Below are 16,514 nucleotides of genomic sequence, written 5' to 3' on the forward strand. Positions count from 1 at the left end.
ATTACAGAATGTCTTCCAATATCACCTTGCCCTCTCCTACCCAACGTGTTTCCGCCAAGCTATGGTGGATCGCTGCGGCGCTACTCTGCGTAGCTGGATGGAATTGCACCGTTCCTGCAGCTGATCACAGCTCGCAATTATTGATGGCTGCGATCGTATTCTTTGGCGCAATCACTGCATGGACGTCATACACAAACGGTGACGACAAGACGGCTCGCGCGCTGCCCTTCATGTTGGTGTTGACCGTATTTTGGAGTCTGTTGATCTGGGGCTTTCGTTCAGCAGACATCAACGGCGAGCGTTATTTTTTCCTCGCCGACGACATGATGATTTCGATGCGTGCTGCACGAAATTTTGCTGACGGACTGGGGCTGGTCTGGAACCCCGGCGAATACCTGGAAGTATTCACCAACCTGCTGTGGACGCTGTTGATGGCAGGCACCCATCTGCTTTCGCTGCCAGATCGATTGGCCTCTGTTCCGATCATGGCCGTCAGTGTCATTGGTGGCGTGATCTGTTTGCCGCTGGCACAACGCTGGGCAAAAGCATTAGGCGCTAACGCTGCAACTCAAGCTTTGGTCATGATGGCCATGATGGTGAATGCAGTGCTCACCACCAACGTTGTTGTGGCCTTTGAGCAGACGCTGATCGTCACGATATTTATGGCGTCGCTGCTGTATCTGCTAGAGGACATCCATTCCGGTGCAGTGCGCCCTTGGGGTTTTATCTGCCTTGGACTCATCCCACTGTTCCGCATGGACGCTGCCATTCTCAGCGTCGCCACCGGTTTGTGGGTCATCTACGAACATCCCAAACGTCTCAAGGTTATTTCTTACTTGGCGCTGGCCGTTGTTCCATCCATTGTCGCCACACTCGCTCGACACGCTTACTACGGCGATTGGCTGCCGAATACCTACTATCTAAAAATGTCGGGCTGGCCTGATCGCTGGAAAACCGGCGTGCATTACACCATCGGCTTTTTACGCGGCTATGGCTGGGCCTTTGTGCTGATCGCACTCGCTTGGTTGCGCGGCGGCATTCGATTAAATCCAGCATGGCGTGCCGTCATCATCATCAGCGGCGCACAACTTGCTTATGGCGCTTACATCGGTGGCGACGTTCTCGGCGTGCATCGTGTGTTTGCCGCAGTGGTTGTATTGCTGCTGGCTGCTGGCTTCACCGCTAGCCAGACCTTGTTCAATAACAAGCTTGTCACTGCAACGATTGCGATCGTCGCAGCCGCGTTGCTGGCGCGTAGTTCGTACATCATGCCTGGGTTAAGCGAAGTTCGGCGCCAAGACACCAACAACATCGCGTTGGCCCTCAAGTTAAATCAAGAAGCACCGACTGCACTCGTCGCTGACGGTTATGCAGGCAATCTGTTCTATTTTGCATATCGCGTCCGAGGCATCGACGTGCTGGGCAAAACGGATGCTCACGTTTCGCACATGGCTGTTCCTCACAAAGGCACGACGCCAGGCCACAACAAATTTGATTTTGATTACAGCATCGGCACCTTGCATCCAGACTACGTGGTTGCCTTGTATGAAGGCGCGTCACCTGATGAAGAGACGCTACGCAAAGTAGACGGCAACTGGAATTTCCCTCGTTACCAGTGGTTCAACACGGCGTTCAGAGAACATTGCTTGCCGCATCCGATGCCTTGGAATACCTGGCGCACTGTGTTTCGCTGCGACTGGAGCAATCCAACTGTAGCGCCTGCAAATCCTTCTTGATCTCGGCCTAATCACACAGCATGTCCATTAGCACAGCCCCATTATTTTTGAGTCGCGTGTCTCGTCCACTGTGGTGGGCCGCGGCTGTGCTGCTTTGTCTTGCGATGGAAGTTAGTGCGCTGGGCTATGTGGACGTTTTTGCTAACGCCAAACTGCTGACGGGAGCCATTGTTCTATTCGGCTTTGTCATCGCACTAGCACCGCAGGCGAGCGCCGATGATCGGGTCAAGCTATGGCCCTATGCACTGACGCTCATTGTTTTCTGGGGGTTGATGATCTGGGAATTCAGATCCGCGATCATCAATGGCGAACGCTATTTCTTTCTGCAAGACGACATGATGATTTCGATGCGTTACGCACGAAATCTCGTCGACGGATTAGGTTGGGTTTGGAATCCCGGTGAGCGGCTTGAAGGATTCACCAATCCCCTGTGGACACTGATCATGTCTGCGGTGCATTGGCTGCCACTGCCTGATCGTCTCACGTCCTTACCCGTGATGATCTTCAGCACCGCAGCTGTGTTAATCAGCATGCCGCTAAGCCAGCGCTGGGCGCGCGAGCTGGGCGCTAATGCAAGCACGCAACATTTGGTTCTGCTTGCGATGATTGTGAACGCCGGCGTGATTGCCTGCGGAATCCTTGCCTTTGAACAAGGCATCATCGCAACAGTACTGCTATTCGCAGTGCTGGCGCTGCTTGACGACATCAAGACTGGCGCAGTGCGCCCTTGGGGCTATCTCTGCCTCGGCATCATTCCGCTCATTCGCATGGACGCCGCAGTCCTCAGCGCCGCGACTGGTTTGTGGGTGATTTACGAACATCCGAAACGCTTCAAGGTTATTGCCGCTCTTGCACTCGCTGTCATTCCTTCGATTGCAGCGATGCTCGCGCGCCACGCTTACTACGGCGATTGGCTGCCCAATACCTACTATCTGAAAACAACCGGATGGTCTGGCCGCTGGAAAACCGGCGTTCGATACGCCATCGATTTTCTACGCGACTATGGTTGGGTCTATCTACTTATCGTCGTGACAGTGCTGCGTGATCGCAGTCTGCTAACGCCAGCCTTACGCGCCACTGTGCTCATTAGCGGAGCGCAACTCGCTTACGGCGCTTATGTCGGCGGCGACATTCTTGGCATCTTTCGTATTTATGCCACCGTCATTCCACTGCTGATTGCAGCCGGTCTCACCAGCGTCCAGATTTTGTTCAAGCAGAAATATCTTGTGGCAGTCATTTCTGTTGTCGTCATTGTTCTGTGGGCGCGTCCACTGGGTGTGCTTGGTGGATTGATGGATGGCCAGCGTCGCGATATCGGCAATATCGGGCTTGGTCTGGCATTGAACCAGCACGCTCCGCAGGCCTCAGTCGCTGATGGCTATGCAGGCTCGGCGTTTTACTTTGCACCGCAAACACGCGGGATTGATGTGCTTGGAAAAATGGATGCGCATATTGCGCGCATGCCTGCGGCGCACGGTGGCACTGTTCCCGGACATAACAAATTCGACTACGACTACAGCATCGGGCAACTACATCCTGAATATGTAATCGCCGTCTTTGAAGGCGCCGCCCCTACGGAAGATCAGCTCAAACATACTCAAGGCAATTGGGTGTATCCGTATTATCTTTGGAACAACGTCGCGTTCCGTCAGCACTGCTTGCCGAATCCGATGCCTTGGAAGACTTGGCGATTGGTGTATCGCTGCGATTGGAGCACGTCTGCAAATCCTACTTGAGCGCAGTTCAATCACGCACATAAAAAAAGCCGCCTGCAATTGCAGGCGGCTTTTTTAGTACCGCGATTTCTTTACAGCTTGCCTTCAAGTTCCGGCACAACCGTGAACAGGTCGCCTACCAGACCGATGTCAGCAACTTCAAAGATCGGAGCTTCTGGATCTTTGTTGATCGCAACAATCGTGCGTGCATCTTTGATACCGGCCAAGTGCTGGATCGCGCCGGAGATACCAATGGCGAAATACAGTTCAGGAGCGATGATCTTGCCGGTCTGACCGACCTGCATGTCGTTCGGCACATAGCCGGAGTCGACGGCAGCGCGCGATGCGCCAACGCCGGCGCCGATCTTGTCGGCCAGCTTGTAGATGATCGAGAAGTTTTCCGAGCTACCGAGTGCACGGCCACCGGAAACAACGCGGGCTGCAGACTGCAGGTCCGGACGATCAGCTTTAGCAGCCTGGATCGACACGAAGCGCGTGCCAGCCGGAGCAGCAGCTGAAACGCTGACCTTCTCAACAGCAGCGCTGTTGCCAGCGGCAACTGCGGTGAACGAAGCCAGACGAACCGTGGCGACAACAACGCCAGCCGGTGCTTCCACCGTCAGGATTGCGTTGCCTGCGTAGATCGGGCGATCAAAGCTGGTTGCTGAGTGAACAGCCATCACGTCGGAAACCTGCGGCACGCCGAGCTTGGCGGCAACGCGAGGAGCGACGTCCTTACCGGTGGTGGTGCCTGGGAACAGGATGTGGCTGTAGCCACGGCCTGCCAGTTCAACAATCTGCGGTGCCAGCACAACTGCAATCGGGTGCGCGTTGTTTGCGTTGTCGATCTGCAGCACGCGGGTCACGCCAGCAAGCGTTGCGGCTTCAGCGGCAACGGAAGCGCCGTCGGTAGCCAGAACGGCTACGTCGATTTCGCCGCCGATCTTCTGCGCGGCAGCCAAAACTTTGGACAGGCCAGCATTGAGCTTGCCATCAGCGTGCTCAGCAATAATTAGAATTTTGCTCATTACACAAGCCCCTTTGCTTTCAGTGCGCTTACGAGTTCATCTACCGTCTTCACCATCACGCCCTTCGAGCGCGTAGGAGGCGGCGTGGTCTTGATGGTCTTGAGGCTGGCAGCAGCTTCAACGCCGAGATCAGCGAAGCTCACGGCTTCGATGGTCTTCTTCTTGGCCTTCATGATGTCCGGCAGCTTCAGATAACGTGGCTCGTTCAAGCGCAAGTCAGCGCTGATGACGGCAGGAAGATCAACTTCCAGCGTTTCCAAGCCAGCGTCGATTTCGCGCGTGACTTGAGCCTTGGTGCCGTCGAGTTCAACCTTCGAAGCAAACGTTGCCTGTGGCAGGTCGAGCAGAGCAGCGGTCATCTGTGCGGTCTGGTTGGCGTCGTCATCGATCGCCTGCTTACCGGTGAACAGAATCTGTGCGCCTTCTTTCTTGAAGATGGCAGCCAGTGCACGTGCGGCGGTCAGCGGTTGAATCTCGCCTTCTTCCTTCACGTGGATCGCGCGATCAGCGCCGAAAGCCAGCGCGGTGCGCAGCGTTTCTTCGCCCTTTGCGCCGCCCAATGTCACCGCAATGATTTCGGTAACTTTGCCTTTTTCTTTCAGACGAACCGCTTCTTCCATCGCGATTTCATCAAAAGGATTCATGGAGTGCTTAACGCCATCCGTCACAACGCCTGAACCATCTGGCTTGATCTGAATACGGACGTTGTAGTCCACCACTCGCTTCACGCTGACTAGAACTTTCATTCGCTTCTCTCAGTTCAAAAACAAATTTAGAATTTCACACGATACAACTTTGTAGGAGCGCCTCTTAGGCGCGATTGGCGATAAGGCCATCGCGCCTAAGAGGCGCTCCTACAGACCAAATTACATGTTTGCGTAGTTAGGACCGCCGCCGCCTTCCGGTGCCACCCAGTTGATGTTCTGCGCAGGATCCTTGATGTCGCAGGTCTTGCAGTGCACGCAGTTCTGGGCGTTGATCTGGAATTTCTTGGCTTCGCCTTCACCGATGATTTCGTACACGCCAGCTGGGCAGTAACGCTGCGCAGGCTCGTCGTACATCGGCAGGTTCTGTGCAAGCGGAATGCTAGCGTCCTTCAACTGAAGATGAACCGGCTGGTCTTCTTCGTGGTTGGTGCTGGACAAGAACACCGACGACAGTTTGTCGAAGCTGATTTTGCCGTCTGGCTTGGTGTATTCGATTTTCTGCGAGTCCTTCGCCAGCTTCAGAGACTTGTGATCAAACTTCAGATCGTGAGCCGTGAACGGGAACTTGCCGCCGAAAATATTCTGTTCCACCCAGTTAATAGCGCCGCCGATGAGCGAGCCAAACTTATGGAGGAACACGCCGAAGTTACGGCTCTGATAAAGCTCTTCGTAAAGCCAGCTTGCTTTGAACTTGCTGACGTAGCCCGTCAGTTCGTCGCCGCCTTCTGAACCGGAGAAGATCGCTTCTGCCGCTGCATCTGCAGCGAGCATGCCGCTCTTCATCGCAGTGTGGCTGCCCTTGATCTTGGCGAAGTTCATCGTGCCCAGATCGCAACCAATCAGTGCGCCGCCTGGGAACACCATCTTAGGCAGCGAGTTAAAGCCGCCTTTGCAGATGGCGCGCGCGCCGTAACCAACGCGGGTGCCGCCTTCCAGATACTGCTTCATCACTGGGTGATGCTTGAAGCGCTGGAACTCATCAAACGGCGACAGATACGGATTGCTGTACGACAGATCAACGATCAGGCCAACAACGACCGTGTTGTTTTCGAGGTGATACAGGAACGAACCGCCGAGGCTGTCGGTGCCCAACAGATTCAGCGGCCAACCAGCGCCGTGAACCACGAGACCGGCCTGATGCTTGGCAGGGTCGATCGTCCAGATTTCTTTGATGCCGATGGCGTAGTGCTGCGGATCAGCGTCTTTGTCGAGCTGATACAGCGCATTGAGCTGCTTGCCGAGGTGACCGCGGCAGCCTTCGCCGAACAGCGTGTACTTGGCACGCAGTTCCATGCCCGGCGCGTAGTCCGACTTGTGCTCGCCCTTGTGGTTGATGCCCATATCGCCGATGGTGACGCCCTTGACGACGCCGTCTTCGATGATCGGATGCTGAGCAGCAAAACCAGGATAAATTTCAACGCCGAGCGCTTCAGCCTGCTGACCGAGCCAGCGGCACAGATTGCCCAGCGAGATGATGTAATTGCCTTCGTTGTGCATCGGCTTCGGCACAAACAAGCCGGGCATCTTGAACGCCTTTTCAGGGCTCAAGTAGAAGTAAACATCGTCGCCCTTCACTGGAGTGTTCAACGGCGCGCCTTGCGCCTTCCAGTCAGGGATCAGCTCATTGAGCGCACGTGGCTCAAAGACTGCGCCGGAGAGAATGTGAGCGCCGATCTCGGAGCCCTTCTCAACCAAGCAAACGTTGATTTCTTTGCCTTCTTCCGCCGCTTTCTGCTTCAGGCGAATAGCTGCCGACAGGCCCGCAGGGCCGCCGCCAACCACAAGGACGTCATATTCCATTACATCGCGTTCAACGGTCATCGTTCTGCTGGCCAGTGTATTGAATAGGGACAGGGCGCGAATTCTAACCGGAATGAGTCATAAACTCTCGCCCTAAGCGTATGGTTTATGCACGAATTAGGCCGGTAAACCCCAAAAAATGGCTAGTTCAGGCCCTGACTGATCGAAAGCGAGACCGGAATCGGAAAATCCAGCAGCATCTGGCCAAAAGCCTTGCCCTGTGGATCGGTCCGCAAAGAGGCCGCGCCGCCTGCCCCCAAAGCGTTATAGAGCAGAAAATTAAGGCTGTCCGTGCCCGGCAGATGCCAGCGCTCGACCTTGCCGTTTTCACCACCCGCCAACACATGGGCAAAGTACTGGCTCACGACTTTGGTGGTCAGCGCTGCTTCAATGAACGGCAGATATTCCGGTTTGCGCGCGATGACGCCGATGTTGGCGTGGTCACCCTTGTCACCGGAGCGGGCCAAGGCCAGCTTGATCAACGGCACCGTCGTTGCGCCCTCCACTTTTGGAATCTGCTCGGCCTCAACTGCTGGCGGCACGAAGCCACCCTGCACCGGGACTGCGACGGCGAATCGCTCCTCACCCACGACCACTTCAATGCTTACGCGATCCTTCGGCACCAAAGTCGAGAACAACTTCGGAATCATGTTCGCCTCGGGACGACCACCGCCAAAGTAGCCGGTGAAGCCCGGTGCCATGCCTGTCGCTGCTTGCGCAATTTCACGCGCAAATAATTTCAGCGCTTTTGGACTTGGATGCTGTGCGACTATTTTCACGACGACTTCGCGCGTTGCTTGTGCACCCGCGCGTGCATGCGAGCCGTAAGTTTCTTCTGCGCCAATGCAGTGAATATCTACGCCAGTAAAGTCGCCGAGTTTTTGTTCCAGCAACTGGCGACGTACTTTTTCAATCACTGCATTGGCAGATGCTCGACCCTTCTTCGCCGCATCAATGCCGCCAATCATGAACAGCGACGCACAGCGCATGCCTGCGGGATACGTCGCACTGGTTTTGTAGAACGCGGTGGGCGGTAAACCTTTGCAGCCTGTGAATTTGACCCGATTCTCTCCAAGCTGCGTGAGTTTTACCTGCGTGAAATCACAGACGACATCGGGAAGAATATAAGCACGTGGATCGCCGATCTCATAAAGCATCTGCTCAAGCACGGTGTGCACGGAAACCAAACCGCCGGTGCCTTCAGGCTTGCTCACCACGAATGTGCCATCAGCTTCGCACTCGATGATGGGAAAACCCATATCGGCATAGCCGTCTTTGATTAATTCCCAATCAGTGAAGTTGCCGCCCGTGCACTGCGCACCACATTCAATGATGTGCCCTGCGATGCTGCCCGCAGCGAGCTTGCCGTAATCGGTTTCGCTCCAGCCAAACTCGTGCATCAGCGGGCCAAGCGTCACCGCGCTATCGACGCAACGACCAGTAATCACGATCTCTGCACCAGCATCGAGTGCTTTGGCGATTGGAATCGCGCCGAGATATGCGTTCATCGATACCAACGTTGGCGGCATCGGCTTGCCTGCGCTGGCAGGCGTTAAAAAGTTTTCGCCAGATTCGGTGCAGTCCGCAAATTCTTTTTTGCGTGGTAGAAGATCATCGCCCAGCACCACGGCAACACGGAAGTTCACTCCCGCTTTTGCAGCGGCTTCTTCCAAGGCTTTTTTACATGCGAGTGGATTTACACCGCCAGCATTAGCAACAACACGAATGCCTTTTTGCTTGATGGTCGCCATCAACGGCGCCATCACGTGCTCTACGAAATCGGTGGCGTAACCATCGTTAACATCTCGCATGCGCTTGGCTGCGAGGATCGACATGGTGATCTCGGCCAGATAGTCGAACACGAGGTAATCAATTTTACCTTTCTCGACTAATTGGGTAGCGGCTGTATTGGTGTCACCCCAGAACGCCGAGGCGCAGCCGATTCGTACTGTCTTGCTCATTTCATACTCCAAAGCCTTGCTGATTTCTGTTGAGTCAGATTCAGCGGTTCAGACTTAAGAGTGCGCTTTTAGCGCCGTGCTTTCCAGAACAATACTTATTACGCCAATGCTCAACATAGATCGTCATGCCGCCCATGCGGACATGACGATGTGTTTTAAGCGTATGCAGCGCTTTTAAGGCTGCCCAACAACGACATCACTGATCTGAATGATCGGCGCCAAGTCAGTGTAGTTAGGGACATCGCCCATGATTTCTTTTACATGCGGTCCAAAACCTGCCTGAAAAGATTCAACCGAGTCACAGTAGAGATGGCACATCGCAACGTAAGTGGCCGGTTGGCCCGGAGCACCGCCTGCAAGACCTTTGTCCACCGTGTAGAACTTGCAGCTGTTGCCCATCAACTTTTTGACCAACGGCATATGCGTGTCGCGGTAATAGTTGTGGTCGAAGCGAGCACCTTGTTTGTTCGGGTACATCACACTTACTTTGATCATGTCTCGTCTCCTTTTTTTGGATGCCCAACTATTTGTTCAGAACATGCAACGCGCCGTACAAGCACAGCGCTGCAAAAACACCAGCAAGCACATCATCAATCATGATGCCGAAGCCGCCGTGTACTTTGCGATCAAGCCAGCGGATGGGCCAAGGCTTGATGATGTCGAAGAAACGGAACAGAACAAACGCGGCAATCAGCCAAGGCCATTCGGCCATTCCCACTGGCAAGTACAGTAGTGGGATACAGGTGATGAGAAAGCCGACGATCTCGTCGAAGACAATGCCGGGCGCATCGTGCAGTCCCAGCAAGCGCGCACTCTCGCCGCAGATCCAGCAGCCGAATACGAACAACGCAAAGCAAGCGGCAATATAGAGTGCTGGCTCTGGCGTTAGCCAATGCAGCAGAAACCAGAACGGCAAACCAACGAGTGTGCCGAACGTGCCGGGCGCAGTCGGCGCAAGGCCAGAGCCAAATCCGTACGCAAGAAAATGTTCCCACGTCGTCAGAATCAAACGCGCAGGAGCTTTGGGGACATCATGTTTGTTCTGTGTCATTGGAAGTGACGATATCCATTGGGCGCTAAGGGAATGGTAACGCCATTCGCATCGAGGAAACGTAAACCAGTTTCTGAAGTGATACGCCCAATCGAGGTGAGCGACACATCAAAGACCGCGAGACGTGCAGCCGCTTCATCAAATTTCTCAGGCGCGATACAGACACAGAGCTCATAGTCATCACCGCCCTGCAATTGCAGCGCTAAAGCATCAGTTGGCGCGACATACTTTTTGAATTCAAGCGACGAAGGTAGTCGAGCGCTATAAATCTCTGCACCCACGCCACTGGCATCCAACACATGTGCCAGATCACCAGCGAGACCATCAGACAGATCAATCGCCGCATGCGCAATATCACGCAGAGCAAGGCCAGCAGCGAGACGTGGCGTTGGTCGATCCAGTCGCGCACGCAGGTCTGTTGAAAGATCAGATTCGCTGAGCAAGCGCAGCGCTAGTGCAGCATCACCTAATGTCCCGGTGACGCAAACCACATCATCGATCTGCGCGCCGTTGCGCTTCAGCGCAGCACCCGCAGGCACAGTACCCATCGCGGTGATCGTGATCGACAAGGGGCCACGCGCTGTATCACCGCCAACCAGCGCGACTTTGGATTGCGCAGCCAAATCAGACAAGCCGCGCGCGAATTCCTGTATCCATGTTTGATTCGCTTCGGGCAAGGTCAACGCCAAGGTGAACCAACGCGCTTGTGCGCCCATGGCGGCAAGATCAGAAAGATTGACAGCGAGAGATTTCCAGCCGATGTCGTATGGCGCGGTTTCGACGGGAAAGTGACGGCCACTGACGAGTGTGTCGGTTGTCACCGCAAGCACTTCGCCAGCGGGTGGCTGTAACAACGCGCAGTCGTCACCAATCCCCAGCAGGACATCACCTGCGGGCGCAGTGAGCTGCGCGAAATATTTCTGGATGAGTGAAAACTCATCCATCGTCTTATGACCCCGATGCAACTTCCGCTGCACGCACGTCGTGCGCGAGCTTATCGAGTACGCCGTTGACGAACTTGAAGCCGTCTTCTGCGCCAAAAATCTTGGCGAGGTTAACCGCTTCATTCACGGCGACTTTCCAAGGGACTTCTGGCTTGTGCTTAAGTTCGTAAGCACAGAGCAAAAGAATGGCGTGTTCAACCGGGTCGAGTTGATTGAGTGGACGATCCAAGTGCGGCACCAGCAGCATCGTCAAATCGGGAGCTTGCGCGACAACACCATTGAGCAGCTCAGTGAAATACGGCGCATCTGCACGGCCCAAGCCTTCAGGCTGTTCGTTGAACTGGCGGATCATCGCTTCTGGCAAGGTCTCATTGACGAGCCACTGATAGAGCGCCTGAACGGTTAAGCGGCGCGCGAGTCCGCGGCGGCTCTGGACGAGATTTTCGCTCATGCGAGGCTCCGGGTCAGGCGCACCATTTCCAAAACAGCAGCTGCAGCCTCGTAGCCCTTGTTGTCGTCACCATCACCGGTGCGATCAATGGCCTGCTGCACAGTGTTCACGGTCAGCACGCCAAAGCCCACCGGCAGTGAGTGACGCAACTGCGCATCCATCAAGCCACGCGAGCATTCGCCAGCAACAAAATCAAAATGCGGGGTATCACCACGAATCACTGCGCCAAGTGTGATCACACCATCGTAGTCACCGCTTTCAAGCAGCAGCGAAACCGCTAGTGGAATCTCGTAAGCACCAGGCACATAGAATTCTTCGACGGATTCTTCCGGCACGCCCCAGTCTTCAAGGCAGCGATAGCTGCCATCCAACAGCGCATCAACGATTTCGACGTTCCAGCGTGTCGCAACAATCGCGATGCGTGCATCTGCAAATTCGCCAGATGCTGGTTTCTCAGGTGCCGCATATCCAGATTTCATTTTTTAACTCAGGAAACGTATTCGACTACTTCAAGGCCAAAGCCCGAAATAGCCTGCATGCGCAGAGGCGCAGAGAGCACGCGCATTTTGCGCACGCCAAGGTCGGAAAGAATTTGTGCGCCGATACCATAGGTTCGCAGCACGCGATCAGGATCTGCATGATGCTCGTCGTGCGACGCTTTGTTCAGCGAAACAATCTGCTGCACAAGTTCACGCGCCGTTTCTGGTTTGCGCAGCAACACAAGAACGCCTTCGCCTTCATCAGCAATGCGCTTCATCGCATTGCGCAGCGGCCAGCCAAAGTTTTCGTGTTGAACGCCGAGAACATCCGCCAACATATTGCGAATATGCACGCGCACGAGCGTAGCTTTATTGGCATTGATCTCGCCCTTCACCATCGCCATGTGCACGGTGTTGTCGATTGAATCCTGATACGTGACCAAACGGAAATCACCGAACTCGGTGTGCACCGAAGTTTCAGCGACGCGCTCAATCGTGTGTTCGTTGTCGAGGCGATAACGGATCAGATCGGCAATCGTGCCGAGTTTGACGCCATGCTCGCGTGCAAATTTTTCGAGATCAGGACGACGTGCCATCGTGCCGTCTTCGTTAAGAATCTCAACGATGACTGAGGCAGGCTCAAGACCAGACAAACGTGCAAGATCGCAACCAGCTTCGGTGTGACCTGCGCGCGTCAAGACGCCGCCAGGCTGTGCCATCAGCGGGAAGATATGGCCGGGCTGCACCAAATCTTCTGGCTTCGCATCAGCCTTCACTGCGGTGCGAATTGTGTGTGCGCGATCAAATGCAGAGATACCCGTCGTCACGCCTTCTGCTGCTTCAATCGAAACAGTGAACGCGGTCTTATGAACTTCTTCATTGCGCGAAACCATCTGCGGCAAGCGCAACTGACGGCAGCGATCAGGCATCAGCGTGAGACAAATCAAGCCACGGCCGTAACGCGCCATAAAATTGATGTCTTCCGGGCGCACGAGACTGGCGGCCATCAGCAGGTCACCTTCGTTCTCGCGACCTTCGTCGTCCATGAGGATGACCATCTTGCCGGCTTTGAAGTCGGCGATGATGTCTTCAATCGGATCCAGCCCGCTGGCGCGTGGTGGATTGATGGATGCTACGTTGCTCATTGTTCTTCCCTCGCCGTCAGCAATCGTTCGAGATAACGCGCAACCAAATCCACTTCTAGGTTGACCGCGCCACCGACCTGCAACTGCCCTAACGCCGTATGACTCATCGTATGGGGGATGATGTTAACCCCGAAACGACGACCAGACACCTCATTGACCGTGAGGCTGATGCCGTCGATGCAAATGGAGCCCTTTTGGGCGATATACCGCGCCAATGGCGCGGGTGCTTCAAATTCCAGACGCCAGCTACGGGCATCGTCGCGCTTCTCAAGCAGATGGCCGACGCCATCGACATGACCGCTGACCATGTGACCGCCCAGTGGTTTGCTCGGCGTGAGGGCGCGTTCAAGGTTCACAACCTGACCGACGACCCACGTTGCCGCCGTCGTACCGTTCAGCGTTTCTGCGGACAGATCTGCCACAAAGCCGCTTTCACGAAACTCCACTGCGGTCAGGCACACGCCATTAACGGCAATGCTGTCGCCCAGCTGCGCACCGTCGAGATAACCGACTGGCGCTTTGATCAACATACGGCTGTCACCACCAACGATCTTGGCCTCGGCGATGCTGCCCATGCTTTCGATAATGCCTGTGAACATTCTCTATTCCTTAAACCGTCGCCGCGGGCACTGCGGTCAAACGCAGATCCGGGCCCACTGCGCGAACATCGCGCCATTGCAAAGCAATACGTTGCGACAACTTTTCTAAATTCGGTAAACGCGCCAATGGCCGCGCCGCGTCACCCAACAAGCTAGGCGCAAGATAAAGCACCAGCTCATCGACGACTTCAGCCTGCAGTAGTAGGCCCGCCAGCGTTGGCCCGCATTCCACTAATACTTCATTGATTTTGAGACGGCCCAACTCGGACATCGCCGCACTCATTGAAAAATATTCGCCATAACGATCCAGCTGCGCGACTTCAACGCCTGCTGGCTTTGCCAACTGCGACTGTGATTGCGACTGCGCCGTAAGCAAAATACGTCGCGCGCCGTCATTCCAAACTTTTGCGCTGGCGCTAACGCGACCACGCGGATCAAGCACGATGCGATCCGGTTGGCGCGAAGTCTCAACATGACGAACCGTCAGTTCCGGATCATCCGCCAAAACCGTAGCGCTGCTCGTTAACACCGCACCCGCTTCTGCACGTAGACGATGGACATCTGCACGCGCTGCTTCAGACGTAATCCACTGCGATTCGCCATTGGCCATTGCTGTGCGGCCATCCAAGCTCGCCGCTAATTTCAGCGTGACAAACGGACGACCACGCGTCATGCGCATGACAAATCCACGATTCAGTGCCTGCGCTTGCGCGTGCATCAAGCCACTTTCAACTTCGATACCCGCTGCACGCAAACGCTCCAAGCCTTTGCCAGCCACTTCCGGATTCGGGTCCTGCATTGCGGCCCAAACCTTGCGCACACCTGCAGCGATCAAACCATCCGCGCAAGGCGGCGTGCGTCCAAAGTGACTGCACGGCTCCAGCGTTACAAAAACATCTGCGCCGCGCGCTTTGTCGCCCGCCATACGCAATGCGTGAACTTCAGCGTGCGGTTCACCTGCACGCTCATGAAAACCTTCACCAACAATCACGCCATCACGAACAATGACGCAACCGACGCGTGGATTAGGCTGCGTGCTGTGTCGACCTTTTTCAGCCAACTGCAACGCGCGCGCCATGTAGCCAGCGGCGTCTTTAAGATTTGTCATCCGACTCAATCAGCGTCATCTGACTACGACGCTCTTCGGCACTCGGCAACTTTTCCAAACGATCAATTTCTTCGCGGAAAGCGTTAACGTCTTTGAAGTCGCGATAGATCGAAGCAAAGCGAACATAAGCAACGTGATCGAGCTCATCCAACTGCTCCATCACCCACTCGCCGACTTGCTTAGAAGGCACTTCACGCTCACCGCTTTGGCGCAGCTTGCGCATGACCGTATCGATGGCGTGATCAATCTGATCTGGAGTTACCGCGCGCTTAAAACATGCGCTCTCAATACCGCCACGCAATTTGTCTTCTTTGAACGGTGCCAAATCGCCGTTGCGCTTGATGATGTTGGGCATCAACAGCTGCGCTTTCTCGAACGTGGTGAAGCGCTGGCTGCAACGCTCACACTCGCGACGACGACGAACCTGCTCGCCCTCTTCAGTAAGGCGTGAGTCGATGACTCTTGTATCTTCAGCCTTACAGAAGGGGCAATGCATGATTTCTTAGGCCGCTTTCTTCGCAGCTTGATAAACCGGGAAGCGCGCGCAGAGCTGTTCAACCTGACCACGTGCCTTGGCAATCGCCTCGTCAACACCGTTGCCAGCGCTCATCGCGTCAACAACGTCAGCAATCCAACCCGCAACTTCAGCCATTTCTTTCTCGCCAAATCCACGCGTGGTGGAAGCTGGCGATCCGATACGCAGACCTGAAGTGACAAATGCCGACTTCGGATCGTTAGGCACCGAGTTCTTGTTGACGGTGATGTGGGCTTGGCCCAGCGCTGCTTCTGCGTCTTTACCCGTAACGTTACGAGCAATCAGATCAAGCAAGAACAAATGATTGTCAGTGCCGTTGGAAACGACCTTGTAACCGCGATCCAAAAACACTTTGGCCATGGCACGTGCGTTAGCAACAACCTGCTTCTGATAAACCTTGAACTCAGGCGACAACGCTTCTTTGAACGCAACAGCCTTGGCAGCAATCACGTGCATCAGCGGGCCGCCCTGAATGCCGGGAAACACAGCAGACTGGAATTTCTTGTTGAAGTCTTCGCCCTGACCCTTGGTCAGGATGATGCCGCCGCGCGGACCGCGCAGCGTCTTGTGCGTCGTACTGGTGACGACGTGTGCGTAAGGCAGCGGGCTTGGATATTCGCCAGCCGCAACGAGGCCTGCAACGTGAGCCATGTCGACCCAGAAGTAAGCGCCAACCTTGTCGGCGATCTCGCGCATGCGCTTCCAATCCTTAATGCGTGAGTAGGCAGAGAAGCCGCCAATCAGCATCTTTGGTTTGTGTTCAATCGCGAGACGTTCCATCTCGTCATAGTTGATCACGCCGGTCACAGGATCGAGGCCATAAGGCACGATCTTGTATTGCTTGCCGGAGAAGTTGGCCGGATGACCGTGCGTCAAGTGACCGCCTTGCGCGAGGTTCATGCCCATCACCGTGTCGCCCGGATTCACCAGCGCGATGAACACTGCAGCATTCGCCTGCGCGCCAGAGTGCGGCTGCACGTTGGCGTAGTCGCAATCAAACAACTGCTTGAGGCGATCAATCGCCAGCGTCTCGGCAACGTCGACAAACTCGCAACCACCGTAGTAACGCTTGCCCGGATAACCTTCCGCGTACTTGTTGGTCAGCTGCGAACCTTGCGCTTCCATCACTGCTGGGCTGCAATAGTTTTCCGACGCAATCAGTTCGATATGCGCTTCCTGACGATGTTCTTCAGCCTGAATAGCGGCCTTGAGTTCCGGATCAAACTGGGCGAGAGACTTGGCGTTCGTCCACATG

Annotated in this window: 16 protein-coding genes; 2 read left to right on the forward strand and 14 right to left on the reverse strand. The window is 55.2% G+C overall.

The features are described from left to right. The first annotated feature begins 8 nt into the window (after positions 1–8). Together CJD38_RS04755 and CJD38_RS04760 are read left to right on the forward strand one after the other, a co-directional pair. Positions 9–1,736, forward strand: coding sequence for a hypothetical protein (locus tag CJD38_RS04755; RefSeq protein ID WP_146165927.1), 1,728 nt, complete (start codon positions 9–11; stop codon positions 1,734–1,736). A gap of 56 nt (positions 1,737–1,792) precedes the next feature. Continuing rightward, a complete protein-coding gene (locus tag CJD38_RS04760; protein WP_107939182.1) occupies positions 1,793–3,472 on the forward strand; it encodes a hypothetical protein in 1,680 nt (559 codons plus the stop codon). Positions 3,473–3,543: 71 nt separating this feature from the next. Here the strand turns inward: CJD38_RS04760 and CJD38_RS04765 are convergent, their stop codons facing one another. From CJD38_RS04765 to glyA, 14 genes are all read right to left on the reverse strand, one after another. Beyond that, on the reverse strand, positions 3,544–4,479 hold the full coding sequence (locus CJD38_RS04765) for an electron transfer flavoprotein subunit alpha/FixB family protein (RefSeq protein WP_107939183.1): 936 nt from the start codon (positions 4,477–4,479) through the stop codon (positions 3,544–3,546). Then, positions 4,479–5,225 carry an electron transfer flavoprotein subunit beta/FixA family protein gene (locus tag CJD38_RS04770; RefSeq protein ID WP_107939184.1) on the reverse strand — a complete coding sequence of 249 codons (747 nt, stop codon included), beginning with the start codon at positions 5,223–5,225 and terminating at the stop codon, positions 4,479–4,481. The genes CJD38_RS04765 and CJD38_RS04770 overlap by 1 nt, the downstream gene beginning before the upstream one ends. A 120-nt stretch (positions 5,226–5,345) precedes the next feature. Then, positions 5,346–7,007, reverse strand: a complete 1,662-nt coding sequence (locus tag CJD38_RS04775) for an electron transfer flavoprotein-ubiquinone oxidoreductase (RefSeq protein WP_107939185.1) — start codon at positions 7,005–7,007, stop codon at positions 5,346–5,348. Between the two features lie 122 nt (positions 7,008–7,129). Beyond that, entirely contained in the window at positions 7,130–8,947 is a 1,818-nt protein-coding gene (locus CJD38_RS04780; RefSeq protein WP_107939186.1) for an acyclic terpene utilization AtuA family protein, read from the reverse strand. Positions 8,948–9,121: 174 nt separating this feature from the next. Beyond that, positions 9,122–9,442, reverse strand: coding sequence for an EthD family reductase (locus CJD38_RS04785; protein ID WP_107939187.1), 321 nt, complete (start codon positions 9,440–9,442; stop codon positions 9,122–9,124). Between the two features lie 28 nt (positions 9,443–9,470). Further along, entirely contained in the window at positions 9,471–9,998 is a 528-nt protein-coding gene (locus CJD38_RS04790) for a phosphatidylglycerophosphatase A family protein (protein ID WP_107939188.1), read from the reverse strand. Continuing rightward, the gene (thiL, locus tag CJD38_RS04795; protein ID WP_107939189.1) at positions 9,995–10,942 is read right to left on the reverse strand and encodes a thiamine-phosphate kinase; all 948 of its coding nucleotides are present in this window, start codon (positions 10,940–10,942) and stop codon (positions 9,995–9,997) included. Before thiL ends, CJD38_RS04790 begins: the two co-directional genes overlap by 4 nt. Before the next feature lie 4 nt (positions 10,943–10,946). Beyond that, a complete protein-coding gene (nusB, locus tag CJD38_RS04800; protein WP_107939190.1) occupies positions 10,947–11,393 on the reverse strand; it encodes a transcription antitermination factor NusB in 447 nt (148 codons plus the stop codon). Continuing rightward, positions 11,390–11,872 carry a 6,7-dimethyl-8-ribityllumazine synthase gene (gene ribH / locus CJD38_RS04805; RefSeq protein ID WP_107939191.1) on the reverse strand — a complete coding sequence of 161 codons (483 nt, stop codon included), beginning with the start codon at positions 11,870–11,872 and terminating at the stop codon, positions 11,390–11,392. The genes nusB and ribH overlap by 4 nt, the downstream gene beginning before the upstream one ends. An 8-nt stretch (positions 11,873–11,880) precedes the next feature. Then, positions 11,881–13,017, reverse strand: a complete 1,137-nt coding sequence (ribBA, locus tag CJD38_RS04810) for a bifunctional 3,4-dihydroxy-2-butanone-4-phosphate synthase/GTP cyclohydrolase II (RefSeq protein ID WP_107939192.1) — start codon at positions 13,015–13,017, stop codon at positions 11,881–11,883. Next, entirely contained in the window at positions 13,014–13,616 is a 603-nt protein-coding gene (locus tag CJD38_RS04815) for a riboflavin synthase (protein WP_107939193.1), read from the reverse strand. The genes ribBA and CJD38_RS04815 overlap by 4 nt, the downstream gene beginning before the upstream one ends. Positions 13,617–13,626: 10 nt before the next feature. Next, positions 13,627–14,724, reverse strand: a complete 1,098-nt coding sequence (gene ribD, locus CJD38_RS04820; protein WP_240783528.1) for a bifunctional diaminohydroxyphosphoribosylaminopyrimidine deaminase/5-amino-6-(5-phosphoribosylamino)uracil reductase RibD — start codon at positions 14,722–14,724, stop codon at positions 13,627–13,629. Continuing rightward, the gene (gene nrdR / locus CJD38_RS04825; protein ID WP_107939194.1) at positions 14,711–15,220 is read right to left on the reverse strand and encodes a transcriptional regulator NrdR; all 510 of its coding nucleotides are present in this window, start codon (positions 15,218–15,220) and stop codon (positions 14,711–14,713) included. The genes ribD and nrdR overlap by 14 nt, the downstream gene beginning before the upstream one ends. A gap of 6 nt (positions 15,221–15,226) precedes the next feature. Continuing rightward, entirely contained in the window at positions 15,227–16,513 is a 1,287-nt protein-coding gene (gene glyA, locus CJD38_RS04830; RefSeq protein WP_107939195.1) for a serine hydroxymethyltransferase, read from the reverse strand. Position 16,514: the final 1 nt, after the last annotated feature.

It is taken from the genome of Stenotrophobium rhamnosiphilum (assembly GCF_003052265.1).
In the GTDB taxonomy this organism is placed as follows: Bacteria; Pseudomonadota; Gammaproteobacteria; order Nevskiales; family Nevskiaceae; genus Stenotrophobium; species Stenotrophobium rhamnosiphilum.

What these genes read in the sequence shown, in the direction of transcription:
- CJD38_RS04755 (WP_146165927.1), top strand. Translation starts at nt 9, where the DNA reads ATGTCTTCCAATATCACCTTGCCCTCTCCTACCCAACGTGTTTCCGCC.
- CJD38_RS04765 (WP_107939183.1), bottom strand. Translation starts at nt 4,479, where the DNA reads ATGAGCAAAATTCTAATTATTGCTGAGCACGCTGATGGCAAGCTCAAT.
- CJD38_RS04770 (WP_107939184.1), bottom strand. Translation starts at nt 5,225, where the DNA reads ATGAAAGTTCTAGTCAGCGTGAAGCGAGTGGTGGACTACAACGTCCGT.
- CJD38_RS04775 (WP_107939185.1), bottom strand. Translation starts at nt 7,007, where the DNA reads ATGACCGTTGAACGCGATGTAATGGAATATGACGTCCTTGTGGTTGGC.
- CJD38_RS04780 (WP_107939186.1), bottom strand. Translation starts at nt 8,947, where the DNA reads ATGAGCAAGACAGTACGAATCGGCTGCGCCTCGGCGTTCTGGGGTGAC.
- CJD38_RS04785 (WP_107939187.1), bottom strand. Translation starts at nt 9,442, where the DNA reads ATGATCAAAGTAAGTGTGATGTACCCGAACAAACAAGGTGCTCGCTTC.
- CJD38_RS04790 (WP_107939188.1), bottom strand. Translation starts at nt 9,998, where the DNA reads ATGACACAGAACAAACATGATGTCCCCAAAGCTCCTGCGCGTTTGATT.
- thiL (WP_107939189.1), bottom strand. Translation starts at nt 10,942, where the DNA reads ATGGATGAGTTTTCACTCATCCAGAAATATTTCGCGCAGCTCACTGCG.
- nusB (WP_107939190.1), bottom strand. Translation starts at nt 11,393, where the DNA reads ATGAGCGAAAATCTCGTCCAGAGCCGCCGCGGACTCGCGCGCCGCTTA.
- ribH (WP_107939191.1), bottom strand. Translation starts at nt 11,872, where the DNA reads ATGAAATCTGGATATGCGGCACCTGAGAAACCAGCATCTGGCGAATTT.
- ribBA (WP_107939192.1), bottom strand. Translation starts at nt 13,017, where the DNA reads ATGAGCAACGTAGCATCCATCAATCCACCACGCGCCAGCGGGCTGGAT.
- CJD38_RS04815 (WP_107939193.1), bottom strand. Translation starts at nt 13,616, where the DNA reads ATGTTCACAGGCATTATCGAAAGCATGGGCAGCATCGCCGAGGCCAAG.
- ribD (WP_240783528.1), bottom strand. Translation starts at nt 14,724, where the DNA reads ATGACAAATCTTAAAGACGCCGCTGGCTACATGGCGCGCGCGTTGCAG.
- nrdR (WP_107939194.1), bottom strand. Translation starts at nt 15,220, where the DNA reads ATGCATTGCCCCTTCTGTAAGGCTGAAGATACAAGAGTCATCGACTCA.
- glyA (WP_107939195.1), bottom strand. Translation starts at nt 16,513, where the DNA reads ATGTGGACGAACGCCAAGTCTCTCGCCCAGTTTGATCCGGAACTCAAG.